This window comes from Phyllobacterium sp., from assembly GCF_037994405.1.
Taxonomy (GTDB): domain Bacteria; phylum Pseudomonadota; class Alphaproteobacteria; order Rhizobiales; family Rhizobiaceae; genus Phyllobacterium.
This window is the reverse complement of sequence record NZ_JBBNAN010000014.1, coordinates 22,932-35,107: the sequence shown is the minus strand read 5'-3', so window position 1 is coordinate 35,107 and position 12,176 is coordinate 22,932. Positions and strand designations below refer to the sequence as shown.

Here is a 12,176-nt window from a genome sequence, read left to right as displayed (position 1 = left end):
CGAAAGCCAAAAGGCCGAACTCAGAAGGAAAATCAGGGAAGGAAACGGAAATTATGTTGAAGCCTACAAATATCTACACAAACAGGTCCAGAGCAAATTGCATTGCGCCGATCTGAGCGCGGCAAGGCGCAAGGAACTGGAGGCCCAGGAGTTTTGGCTGCGTAAGGCGACCGAGATCAATGGCAACGATCCCGACAGCCAGGCCAATCATTTTATTCGTGGCGTTACACGAAACGGCCTCCGTTTCGAGACAAGCGGGCCGATGCCGCGAAGATGCAAGAAATTTCGAACCGGATCGGTAAGCACGTCACGGAGGATGTTTTGTGGGATGGCAGGATTCCAACGATAGAGCAGCTTCAGGTCGTCCGGTCGATGCCGATAGACAAACATACAGCCGACCGGAGCGCGCCGAGACGTTGGCGTGCTCACCCATCCCGCTTGAGTTTTGGCCTGGATCTCAGCGCGCCCGTTGGCCGAACAGGATCTTCTTCGCGTCTTCGTCATTGGCAAGGTTGATACGTTCCGCCTTGCCGACCTCCACGCCGCGCTGAACGGCGGGACGGGCGCCAATCGCCTCAAACCAACGCTTGAGGTTGGGGAAATCATTCAGATCCTGGCCCTGATTGGCATGGGAAATCACCCAACCAAAGGAAGCCATGTCGGCGATTGAATAATCGCCGGCAAGATAGTCCCGGCCCTCAATGCGGCGGTTCATTACACCGTAGAGACGGTTGACCTCGTCGGTATAGCGGTTGATGCCATATTCGATCTTTTCCGGGGCATATTGGCGGAAATGGTGGGCCTGCCCCGCCATCGGCCCCAGGCCGCCGACCTGCCAGAAAAGCCATTCTTCGACAGCAACGCGGGTGCGTTCATCCTGCGGATAGAACTTGCCGAACTTCCGGCCCAGATATTGTAGGATTGCGCCGGATTCGAATACTGAGATCGGTTTTCCGTCCGGGCCTTCCGGATCGACGATAGCCGGCATGCGATTATTGGGTGCAATCCTCAGGAATGAAGGCTCAAACTGTTCGCCCCTGCCGATATTTACCAACTTCAAATCATAGGGAACACCGAGTTCCTCCAGCATGATGGAAATCTTCCAGCCGTTGGGCGTTGGCCAGTAGTGAAGTTCGATCGGCTTTGTTTGAGTCGTCATCGTGGTCTCCATGAGATCTTGGGCGGATATCACGGATGAACATAGGTCTCCGATTGCCTATCACAAGTGCCCCGAAGCCAATTGTTGAATGCCAGATGAACAGGCATCTCAGCTTTCATTCAGCCCGTCCTGCCTATGGTTGCAAGGACACAACATCTCGGGCCAAGGAAAGGGAGGGGATCATGGTACAATCGGCTACAAATTTTTCGCTGCTCTTTCTGCGTGCACTGATTTTCTCGGCCATTCTTGTCGGCCCCGTCGTCGCCTTTGCCGCAAGTTATGAAAGCCGGTCCCCTTCAAACGGCGGTGTCGGCCTTGTCCTCCTTGTGGCCCTGCAAAGAGTTTAACCTTCTCTCCTTTTCAACTGTCATATGAAGTCACTATATTGAGGTATGGACAAACGAATCGGAACGAAGAAACCCGTCACCATCAGCATGCCGCGTCATGTTGAACCTGCAGAATTTACAGATGCGAAAGCCGCTGTTGAGGCACTGAGTGCGCTCTACGAACGCAACACGCAGTTTCTCCGCGATGCGTTCGACAAGGTTGCCAAGGGCGAAGCCAGAGACACCACACATTTCCGCTCCTTCTATCCGGAAGTACGGCTCTCTACATCGAGCTATGCCCAGATCGACTCCCGTCTGGCCTTCGGCCACGTGTCGTCGCCCGGCCAATACGCTGCTACCATCACGAGACCGGACCTTTTCGGCAATTATCTCGAAGAGCAGATAAGGCTTCTCATCCGCAATCACGGCTACCCGGTCACAGTGCAGGAATCGACAACGCCAATCCCTATCCACTTTGCCTTCCTCGAAGGTACCTATGTGGAATCCTCCGTCGCCGACGCGTTCACGCGTCCGCTGCGTGATCTGTTCGATGTGCCTGACCTTAACGCCACTGATGACCGTATCGTCAACGGCGATTACGAGACCGATGATCTCGACAGTATCATGCCGCTATCGCCCTTTACTGCGCAACGCGTCGACTATTCGCTGCACCGGCTGTCGCACTATACCGCAACGCGGCCATTGCATTTCCAGAACTACGTGCTGTTCACAAACTATCAGTTTTACATCGATGAGTTCTGTGCGCTCGCGCGCAAACTGATGGCGGAAGGCGGCGGTGGCTACGAGCGATTCATAGAGCCGGGTAATCTTTTGACTGAGGCCGGCGGCCAATCGCCCTCCTCCGGCGTGCCGCTGGGGCGGCTGCCGCAAATGCCTGCCTACCATCTCGCACGCAGCGACGGTTCCGGGATCACCATGGTAAATATCGGCGTCGGCCCTTCCAACGCCAAGACGATCACAGATCATATTGCCGTGCTCAGGCCACATGCATGGCTGATGCTCGGCCATTGCGCCGGTCTGCGCAATACGCAGGCACTGGGCGATTATGTGCTCGCCCACGCCTATGTGCGCGAGGACCATGTGCTGGACGATGACCTGCCGGTCTGGGTGCCGATTCCTGCGCTTGCCGAGGTGCAGGTCGCGCTCGAACAGGCCATGGCCGAGATAACCGGGCTTGAGGGCTATGACCTGAAGCGCATCATGCGCACCGGCACGGTCGCGACGATCGACAACCGCAACTGGGAATTGCGCGACCAGCGCGGCCCCGTAAAACGGCTGTCACAGTCGCGCGCCATTGCTCTCGATATGGAATCGGCGACGATTGCAGCAAACGGTTTCCGGTTCCGCGTGCCCTATGGAACGCTGCTTTGCGTCTCCGACAAGCCGCTGCACGGTGAATTGAAACTGCCGGGCATGGCGACTGAATTCTACAAGCGCCAGGTTGCGCAACATCTGCAGATCGGTATCCGGGCACTGGAGAAGTTGGCCGAAATGCCACCCGAGAAACTGCACTCACGCAAATTGCGCAGCTTCTTCGAGATGGCATTTCAATAGGCTGGAGCCTCGCGACGAGGCTCCGATGTTCTTCGAAAACCGCAATCAGGCGCGCGGGCCGACCAGGGCGAAGAAGACACCTTGCGGATCGCGGGCGTGCAAGATCCACTGCCCGCCCGGTACCTCTACAGGTCCAAACAGCACCTGCCCGCCCTTGTCCTTCAGCCGGCTTTCGGCCGAAGTAACATCAGCTACGCAGATGTAATAGCGCCAGACGGGCGGATTCGATGGTTCCGGATTGTTCATCATCGCGCCGAACATTGCGCCGTCCCTCTCGATGATCTGATAGGTGCCCATTGGCCCCATGTCCATCGCCTCGCCCTTGGTCCAGCCAAACAGCCCGGAATAGAACTCGAAAGCGCTTTTCCAGTCACTGGCTATCAATTCATGCCAGCCGATTGTGCCGGCGGCCGGAGGCTTGGGGAAGTCGCCTCGATCATCAAGAGACGGCTTGAAGAGGCTAAAAGGCACGCCTTGCGGGTCGGCGACAACAGCAAACCGGCCAACATTGGGAATGTCCTGCGGTTCAACTGTTACCTTGCCTCCAGCGTCTTTGACGCGTGATGCATACTGATCGACATCATCGACTAGGATATAGCCGGACCACATGGACTCGACGCCGGTATTGCAGCCTTCGGGTGTGGTCATCATTCCGGCTACAGGCTTATTATCCACAGTCAATAATGTATATTTCATGTTCGGATTGCCGGCGTCCTGCGCACCCCAGCCGACGACATTGGAATAAAAGCTTTCCGCCGCCTGCGCGTCGCTGGTCATCAGCTCATACCAAATGAAATTACCGCGATTGGTCATGATGGCTCCTCCTTTTCATGATTGCCCGGACTATACTGAATGCTCGTGATTGAATGTTGACATTTACGTTGATATCAACATATATAGGCCATGTCAAAGCCGATCTTAGTAACCTACGAAACCACGATACACGTTCGCGACACTTGTATGTGCCTCGCCGTCCAGCGCGCTGCGCGCGCCCTGGCGCGTCGCTTCGACGAGGCAATGCGGCCATTCGATCTGACCAACGGCCAGTTTTCCCTGCTAATGTCGTTGAACCGGCCGCAGCCCCCCAACCTTAGCTCCGTTGCATCCCTGCTTGCAATGGATCGTACGACCCTGACCGCCGCTCTTAAGCCACTTGAGCGTCGCAATTTGGTGAACGTTACACCCGACCCAGCGGACAAGCGCAGCCGGTTGCTTTCATTGACACCCGAAGGCATGCGCCTGCTCTCGGATGTTACCCCGATATGGACGAGCACGCATCGAGAGCTAGAACGGCAACTTGGCGAAGGCGAACATGACCGCCTCCTGAGTAGTTTGACGAAGCTATTGTAATATCAGCTCGGCGAGTGAATCAGGCCGTATGGGAGAGTATGTTGACGAGGCGGCCAGACGGATCACGGACGTAGAATCGCCTCACGCCCCAAGGTTCGTCCGTAATGGCATACGTGATCTCATATCCCTCTGATCTTGCTCGCCCATAAATCTCATCGACATCATCAACTTCAATTGACAGATCGGGCACAGGCGTTCCCGATCCACCCTCACTTGCCACGCTGAGTTCTGGTTTCGCCGGTGCATCGCAAGCGAATGTCAGAATCCATCCGTGATCCATGACCACTTTGAGGTCGAGCAGCTTCTCGTAGAATTCGCGGACGCTGCCTGGATCACTGACAGCAAGATTGGCAACGATGCGCCTGACAGTCATGAGTTCACCTCCGCAAGATCCCTATCGGCCGAATTCCTAGCGGAATTCAGCTAGCACATGCAACGAAAGTCGGAGCTGATGCTTGGAAATGAAGGGCGGACTTTCGCCCACCCTTCGTTTTTCTGATTAGATGAAAAGAACCCGGATGCAGATTGTCCAGCTGATCCGGGTTCTTTTCATTGTCAGAGTGATGCTAAACGGCAAATACCGCATAGTTGACCTGCAAGTTCCAAAGGCAAGGCTGGTGCCGCAGTTGGAGAAGCCTGTCCTCTCCAATTCACCGCTGGCTCGGTGCATGCTGCTTCTGCTCTGAAACCATCCAACACATGACCGGGATTTTTCCAGACAGCAACGAATGCGGGGTTGTATATCCTTTTGTAAACGGCCTCGCCGCTTGTCTTATCAACCCCAAAAACACGCCGAATCCGCCATCTTGATTGCGTCGCAATTGCGGGCTTAAAGCGAAGCATGACGAACAATCACAAGCATTCCTGGCTAACACTTGCTGCCGTGCTGGTACCGATCCTGTTTTCGGTGCCACTGGTGCTGGGCTTCTTCGGCACGGTTCATCCGGTATTTGATGCGTTCGCGCATTTTCGCATGCACCTTGCGGTGCTGATGGCCGTTTCGGCTATTCCAGCGCTGTTTCTCGGACTGTGGCGGGAGGGTCTGATGGCGATTGTTCTGGCTTTGACCGCCCTTGCCACTGTGCTTGTTCCCACTCCGTACGCGGAAGCCGAAGTGGCTGCTCAATCGACGGAGCCTATCGTCCAGCCAGAATACAAGCTGATGCAGCTTAACTTGCGCCACGACAATGCGAGACCGGCAGATGTCATCCGTCTGATTGCGCAGGAAGCGCCGGACGTCATCACATTGCAGGAGGCTTCCGCCAGCTGGCGACCGAAGCTGAAGGCAATCGAGGCGCGCTATCCCTACAACCTCTATTGTCCCAGCACAAAACACATCGGCGGTGTCGCGATCCTTTCGCGCCGGCCCTTCGCGCTTGGAAGTACGCCGCAATGCATTGGTAACAGTCTCGTGGGGTTGGCGCGTATCGATTTCGGTGGCCGCAGCGCCATCATTGCTGCCTTGCATCTCGAGTGGCCCTGGCCATTCGAGCAGGCTGACAATGTCGAGCAAATGCGCCCGTATTTCGAACGCCTGCATGGCCCGATGATCATTGCAGGTGATTTCAACGCTGTCCCGTGGAGCCAGACGCTCAAGAACATCACGGAGGTGAGCAAAACCCGTTCAGCCGAAGGTTTACGGCCAAGCTGGTTCATCAATGGCACGCTGGCCCATGCTGCGGCATGGGTTGGCCTGCCAATTGACCACATCCTGGTTTCGGAACGGATCACCGGGACGCGGGTGGAGACTCTCGAGCCGGCAGGTTCAGATCACCTGCCGCTACTCCTGCACTTCTCGATCAGCGGTGTCGATGACGGCGGCCCCGATCAACAGACCGTAATGCTGAGCCGCTGATCACATATTGGTATAGACCGGCCCTTCGCCGCCCTGCGGCGGTACCCAGTTGATGTTCTGATTGGGGTCCTTGATGTCGCAAGTCTTGCAGTGAACGCAGTTCTGGGCATTGATCACGAACTTCGGCCCTGTCGTCTCCTCGACCCATTCATAGACGCCCGCCGGGCAGTAGCGGGTTGACGGTCCGGCGTAGATATCGTGCTCGGAGGATTTCTGCAGCGCAGGATCTTTGACGATGAGATGAACCGGCTCGTTTTCCTCATGATTGGTATTCGACAGGAAGACCGATGACAGTCGATCGAACGTCAGAACGCCATCGGGCTTTGGATAGGCAATCGGTGAGTATTTGCTGGCCGGTTCAAGCGAGGCCGCATCGGACTTGCCATGCTTCCAGGTACCGAAAGGCGACCAGCCGCCGAAAATTGTGTTCAGCCACATGTCGAGGCCGCCGAGGACGACACCGCCGACTGTGCCAAGCTTCGACCACATTGGCTTGACGTTCCGAACCCGCTTCAAATCCTTGCCGATCTCGCTTGAGCGCCATGCGTTCTCATACGTGATCAGCTCATCATTGGCGCGGCCGGCGGCAATTGCTTGCGCCACATGTTCGGCGGCCAGCATGCCGGAAAGCATAGCATTGTGCGAACCCTTGATGCGCGGCACGTTGACAAATCCTGCCGAGCAGCCGAGCAGCGCTCCGCCCGGGAACGACAGTTTCGGCACCGATTGCCAGCCGCCTTCGGTAATCGCGCGAGCACCGTAGGACAGCCGCTTGCCGCCCTCGAATGTTCCCCGAATGGCAGGGTGGGTCTTGAAGCGCTGGAATTCTTCAAACGGTGACAGGTAAGGGTTCTTGTAGTTGAGGTGCATGACGAAGCCAACGGCAACGGTATTGTCCTCAAGATGGTAGAGGAACGATCCCCCGCCGGTCTTCAGATCGAGGGGCCAGCCAAATGAGTGCTGGACGAGGCCAAGCTTGTGCTTGGCGGGATCGATCTGCCAGAGTTCCTTCAGGCCGATGCCATATTTGGCGGGTTCCTTGCCCTGATCGAGCTTGAACTTGTTGATCAGCTGCTTGGCGAGTGAACCGCGCGCGCCCTCCGCGATCAGTACATATTTGCCAAGGAGCGCCATGCCGCGCGTATAGGCCGGTCCGTGCGACCCGTCCTTCTCGATGCCCATGTCGCCAGTGGCAACGCCGATCACGGCTCCCTTATCATCGTAGAGCACTTCCGAACCGGCAAAGCCGGGATAGATTTCAACGCCAAGCTCTTCCGCCTTGGTCCCGAGCCAGCGGCAGACATTGCCGAGCGAGACGATGAAATTGCCATGATTATTCATCAACGGCGGCATGGCGAAATTAGGAAGCCGAACGGAGCCGGAATGTCCCAGGACAAGGAAATGATCCGCCGTTACTGGCGTCTTGAAGGGATGCCCCTCCTCGTCGCGCCAGCCCGGCAACAATTTGTCGACACCGATCGGATCGACCACGGCGCCGGAAAGAATATGCGCACCGATTTCGCCGCCCTTTTCGAGCACGACAACCGAGAGTTCAGGATTGATCTGCTTGAGCCTGATGGCTGCGGACAGGCCCGACGGTCCGCCTCCAACGATCACGACGTCAAACTCCATGCTCTCCCGCTCTGGAAGTTCGGTTGTCTCGCTCATGCTTTCCTCCTGAATATTCATGCCCCGCAAACACGTTTGAACCCGTGTTTTTCAGATTTGTAGCGCAACAATAGCCGTAAGACAGTGGATAGTACGCATTCCAGATGCGGCCAATTGCCCTCTTCCTACGACGATCGACCGATTTCATATTTTACCTTAACGTAAACGTCAATAATTTGATCTCTTGCCTCACCTGACAGTTGCGCCTTTATACAATTCGTTCATACTCCGGCTATTGAATTCAGTGTCCGTCACCTAGCCGATTGGAGACCGGATGAAACTGTCCCGAGTGATCTGGGTGCTTTGTGGCTTCCTTGCCGTCTGCATGCTTTTCACTGACACTGCTTCAGAGGGAATGGCAGCAGAAGAGCCCGAGCTATGGACGGCAGGTCCTTATTCGTTTTCCGACGAACTCGGTGGCTTCACGATCCGCTCGATCAGCGGCAAGGGTACGCTTGATGATCCGATCGTACTGACCGAAGAGTTTAGTTCCACAGAACCGACAACGCTGGTTATCCGAACGGACAAGATCGCTCAACAAAATCCCAGCGAAGATACCGCCATCCTTTTCTTTTTGCAGGTGCGGACGATCAATGGAAGCGGCCATCCCTGGATTGAATTCGAATTCGAACTGCAGGAGCAGTTGAATGTGCCGAGTGATTACGGCGATGGCCTGTCCTTCTACCAGCCCGGTGACAAGAAGGGCATAATCCGCTCCGAAGGTTTCGCCAACTATAGCGATGACTTTGAGCCTTACGACCGCATGGCCTTCAGCGGGGGCAAGGTCGATCCCGGCGAGAATGCGACATTCGAGTTTCCAATTGCTGATTTTACCCCAAAGCGGGTGTTTTATCTGGTGCAGGAGCCGCGCATTCCATCGTCCTAGAGCTTGCAATCGGACGCGCAATTTGCGACGTCAGTTGCAGCTCTTAAGGATTGATCAGTGCCCGACCTGCGCGAACTGCTGCACTTCTATGCCGAGGCTGGCGTCGATACGCCCCTCGAAGACGTGCCGGTTGACCGATTTTCACAAGTAGAAGCTAGAAGTGTCGCGGTGTCGCCACAGCCAGCACTGCAAATCCCAGCTGAGCAACACCGACCACAGCGGCTGGAACGGGAAAGCGCGCCGCCAGCCCCATCGATTCTCAGCAAGGCTTCGGTACCGGATGACGCAAAGGTGGCGCTCGCACGGCAGCTTGCGTCCAGCGCAGCCACGCTGGAGGAGTTGCGCGAACAGCTCGCTTCCTTCGACGGTTGCAATCTCAAATTTACCGCCAAGAACCTGGTTTTCTCCGACGGCAATCCGGACGCATCCGTCATGTTCGTCGGTGAGGCTCCCGGACGCGAAGAGGACCTCGAAGGCGTGCCCTTCATCGGCCGTTCAGGGCAGTTGCTTGACCGCATGTTTGCCGCCATCGGCCTTGACCGCACCGGCGTCTATATCGCCAATACGATCCCATGGCGCCCGCCGGGAAACCGCACGCCGACGCCGCTGGAGACCGAAATTTGCCGCCCTTTCTTTGAGCGTCAGATCGAGCTTGCCAACCCGAAACTGCTCGTTGCACTCGGCGGGCCTGCCGCCAAGGCCTTGACAAACGCGACCGAGGGTATTTTGCGCCTGCGTGGTAACTGGAAAAGCCATGTGACCGCGTCAGGTATCGAGATACCTGTCATGCCGACACTCCATCCCGCCTATCTCCTGCGCAATCCGGCGCAGAAGCGCTTTGCGTGGCGCGATTTCATCAATATCAAAATGCGGTTGCGTGCGCTGACGGAATAATCCATAGGCCTCTACGCCAATTCTTGGCGCAAAACTGGAATGGCAGTGTCGTAATCGCTGGCTTGCGGGCCAATTGAAACCTGTAGTTTCAGAAGTTGAAACACAGGACAGTTAAATGTTTCGCCAGCTCTTGCCGATCACGGCACTATTGACCAGCACGTTTTTGATGCTGACGGCGGGGGGCCTGGCGGGTATCCTGCTGCCGCTTCGTGCGGGCATGGAAGGCTGGTCGCCGACAACGATCGGCTGGCTCGGTACCGGCTATGCACTCGCCTTTACCGGCGGCTGTATCATCGTACCGCGCCTCGTGCGGCGCGTCGGCCATGTGCGTGTCTTCGCCGTCCTTCTCACCCTTCTAAGCATGTCAATGCTCATGCATGGGCTTATCATCGATCCCTGGGCCTGGACCCTGTTTCGCGCGCTGGCGGGTTTTTCGCTGGCTGGCAGCTACATGGTGATCGAGAGCTGGCTGAATGAACGCGTCACCAATGCGACCCGCGGCATGGTGTTTTCGATCTACATGATCGTCTCGATGCTCGGCCTCCTCGTCGGTCAATACATCCTGCCCTTCGGCAATCCGGCGACGCAGGTGCTGTTCATGATCGGGGCGTTGATCTATGCCGCTGCCCTGGTGCCGACCGGCCTCTCCAATGCGCAGTCGCCTCGCCCACTCACGCAAGTGTCGCTTGATCTGCCCGGACTTTTCCGCAAATCACCAGCTGCACTGATTGGGTCGCTCCTTGCCGGTATCATCGCCGGTGCATGGAACTTCCTATCCGCCGTTTACGGCCGTGACATTGGCCTGTCCACCTTCGGCATTGCCACGATGATCGCCAGTTCGATGATCGGCGGAGCGATTTTCCAGTATCCGATCGGTCGTATTTCGGATTTCGTCGACCGGCGCTATGTCATGGTCGTTGCCGGTATTGGCGGAGTGGCGATCTCCTTGACAATGATCATTGTTCAGCCCACCACACCCTGGGTGATCTACACGCTGATGTTTGCGTTCGGGACGGTGCTGTTTCCGATCTATTCGCTCAACGTCGCCCACGCCAACGACTTCGCCGAGCCCAGCGAATTCGTCAAGATTTCCAGCGGTTTGTTGATTGTCTACGGCGTAGGCAGCATGGTCGGACCGCAGATCGCCGGGCGCCTGATGGACCTCAATGGTCCATCCGGATTTTTCGTCACCATGGCGATCAGCTATGCGGCTTACGGCTCCTATGCGTTCTGGCGCAGCCTGCGCCGTGCATCGCAAGCGCCATCAGCGCGGCCAGATTTCGCCATCCGCCCGCATGACAGGCCGCAAACGCCGGAAACGCTGCAGCTGCATCCCTTGAGCGAAGCCGCGCAGGAAGAATAATCAGCCTTGCGGTGTGGATGCCTTGCGCGCCCTCGCACGAGCGAGCCCGAGCCGGTGTTCACGATAGATAATGAATATCCCGGCGCTGATGACGATGGCCGCACCGGTGATCATCTCGGCCGTGGGGATATCCCCAAACAGCAGATAGCCGATGGCAAGGCCAAGCAACATGGACGTATATTCGAAAGGTGCAATCGCTGACATGTCCGCATGGCGATAGCTCTCCGTCAAAAGGATTTGCGCCACACCGCCGGCGATTCCGGCCATGATCAGACAGGTTGCCTGAAAGCCTGTCGGCCAGACCCAGCCGAATGGAAAGCTGACCAGTGCAATCAAGCTTGAGGCAATGGAAAAATACACGACAATGGTTGGTGTGCGCTCGGTCTGCACCAGCTTGCGCACCAACAGCATGGCAACAGCGGCAAGTCCGGCGCCGCCCAGTGTGGCGAGAGCGCCGATAGCTTGGTCGCCCCCAAATTCAGTTTCGCCAGTGAAAAAGGAAATTCGCGGCCAGAGAATGATCAGGACGCCAACCAAGCCAAAACAGACCGCGGACCAGCGATAGAGCCGTACCGTCTCTTGCAGGAAAATGGCGCTGCACACGACAGTCAGCAGCGGTGTCGCATAGCTGATGGCGATGGACTCCGGCAGCGGCAGTTTCGTCAGGCCGTAGAAGCTCAAGCTCATTGCGCTCACGCCAACAAAGCCGCGCCAAAAGTGGCTGAAGGGCTCGCTTGTCTTGAACGCCACCGCCATCTGGCCTTGCCAGGCGATGAAGGCGACAACGGGGAAAATGGCGAAGAACGATCTGAAGAACACCAGCTGCCCCGCCGGGATTCCCTCCGATGCTTTCAGCAGGCTCGACATGCAGACAAAAACACAGACAGAAGCGATCTTGAGGCCAATTCCAAGCATGGTGTTGGATGTGCGCACTTTGTCTGCAACAGGCGGTTCACCGTCTCGCGGGTGAACAATAGTAGTCACGGCTGGTATTCCTTGAGGAAAAGTCGGCCGAAAGACCGGCATGGGACTGGAACTGATATATCCATATGCTTGTTTTATCAGTCATACCAGATGGAAAGCCGATCACGTTGCGTTTT

General features: G+C 56.7%; 13 protein-coding genes. 8 read left to right on the top strand and 5 right to left on the bottom strand.

Annotated features, from left to right (window positions below; all coding sequences use genetic code 11):
- On the top strand, positions 1–349 hold a 349-nt coding region (locus tag AAAC48_RS01055), incomplete at its 5' end, for a hypothetical protein (protein WP_340652392.1).
- Between the two features lie 108 nt (positions 350–457).
- Here AAAC48_RS01055 and AAAC48_RS01050 read toward each other — a convergent pair.
- The gene (locus tag AAAC48_RS01050) at positions 458–1,159 is read right to left on the bottom strand and encodes a glutathione S-transferase N-terminal domain-containing protein (protein ID WP_340652391.1); all 702 of its coding nucleotides are present in this window, start codon (positions 1,157–1,159) and stop codon (positions 458–460) included.
- A 182-nt stretch (positions 1,160–1,341) separates the two neighbouring features.
- Here AAAC48_RS01050 and AAAC48_RS01045 point away from each other — a divergent pair, with 182 nt between their 5' ends.
- Both AAAC48_RS01045 and AAAC48_RS01040 read left to right on the top strand, forming a co-directional pair.
- A complete protein-coding gene (locus tag AAAC48_RS01045) occupies positions 1,342–1,506 on the top strand; it encodes a hypothetical protein (RefSeq protein WP_340652390.1) in 165 nt (54 codons plus the stop codon).
- Positions 1,507–1,551: 45 nt separating this feature from the next.
- Entirely contained in the window at positions 1,552–3,060 is a 1,509-nt protein-coding gene (locus AAAC48_RS01040; RefSeq protein WP_340652389.1) for an AMP nucleosidase, read from the top strand.
- A gap of 45 nt (positions 3,061–3,105) precedes the next feature.
- Here the strand turns inward: AAAC48_RS01040 and AAAC48_RS01035 are convergent, their stop codons facing one another.
- Positions 3,106–3,873, bottom strand: coding sequence for a VOC family protein (locus AAAC48_RS01035; protein ID WP_340652388.1), 768 nt, complete (start codon positions 3,871–3,873; stop codon positions 3,106–3,108).
- Between the two features lie 90 nt (positions 3,874–3,963).
- Here AAAC48_RS01035 and AAAC48_RS01030 point away from each other — a divergent pair, with 90 nt between their 5' ends.
- Positions 3,964–4,410 carry a MarR family transcriptional regulator gene (locus AAAC48_RS01030; protein WP_340652387.1) on the top strand — a complete coding sequence of 149 codons (447 nt, stop codon included), beginning with the start codon at positions 3,964–3,966 and terminating at the stop codon, positions 4,408–4,410.
- Between the two features lie 19 nt (positions 4,411–4,429).
- Here AAAC48_RS01030 and AAAC48_RS01025 read toward each other — a convergent pair whose 3' ends face one another.
- Complete coding sequence (locus AAAC48_RS01025; protein WP_340652386.1) at positions 4,430–4,783, bottom strand: VOC family protein; 354 nt, start codon at positions 4,781–4,783, stop codon at positions 4,430–4,432.
- A 468-nt stretch (positions 4,784–5,251) separates the two neighbouring features.
- Between AAAC48_RS01025 and AAAC48_RS01020 the strand changes: the two genes are divergently transcribed.
- On the top strand, positions 5,252–6,265 hold the full coding sequence (locus AAAC48_RS01020) for an endonuclease/exonuclease/phosphatase family protein (protein ID WP_340652385.1): 1,014 nt from the start codon (positions 5,252–5,254) through the stop codon (positions 6,263–6,265).
- Here AAAC48_RS01020 and AAAC48_RS01015 read toward each other — a convergent pair whose 3' ends face one another.
- Entirely contained in the window at positions 6,266–7,933 is a 1,668-nt protein-coding gene (locus AAAC48_RS01015; RefSeq protein ID WP_340652384.1) for an electron transfer flavoprotein-ubiquinone oxidoreductase, read from the bottom strand.
- 274 nt (positions 7,934–8,207) lie between these two features.
- Here AAAC48_RS01015 and AAAC48_RS01010 point away from each other — a divergent pair, with 274 nt between their 5' ends.
- The 3 genes from AAAC48_RS01010 to AAAC48_RS01000 all read left to right on the top strand — a co-directional run bounded on the left by AAAC48_RS01010 (position 8,208) and on the right by AAAC48_RS01000 (position 11,076).
- A complete protein-coding gene (locus AAAC48_RS01010; protein WP_340652383.1) occupies positions 8,208–8,819 on the top strand; it encodes a hypothetical protein in 612 nt (203 codons plus the stop codon).
- A 57-nt stretch (positions 8,820–8,876) separates the two neighbouring features.
- Positions 8,877–9,713 (top strand): uracil-DNA glycosylase, encoded by an 837-nt coding sequence (locus AAAC48_RS01005; protein WP_340652382.1) that lies wholly within the window; start codon positions 8,877–8,879, stop codon positions 9,711–9,713.
- A 115-nt stretch (positions 9,714–9,828) separates the two neighbouring features.
- Positions 9,829–11,076, top strand: a complete 1,248-nt coding sequence (locus tag AAAC48_RS01000) for an MFS transporter (RefSeq protein ID WP_340652381.1) — start codon at positions 9,829–9,831, stop codon at positions 11,074–11,076.
- Here the strand turns inward: AAAC48_RS01000 and AAAC48_RS00995 are convergent, their stop codons facing one another.
- Entirely contained in the window at positions 11,077–11,991 is a 915-nt protein-coding gene (locus AAAC48_RS00995) for a DMT family transporter (RefSeq protein ID WP_340652396.1), read from the bottom strand.
- Between the last annotated feature and the right edge of the window lie 185 nt (positions 11,992–12,176).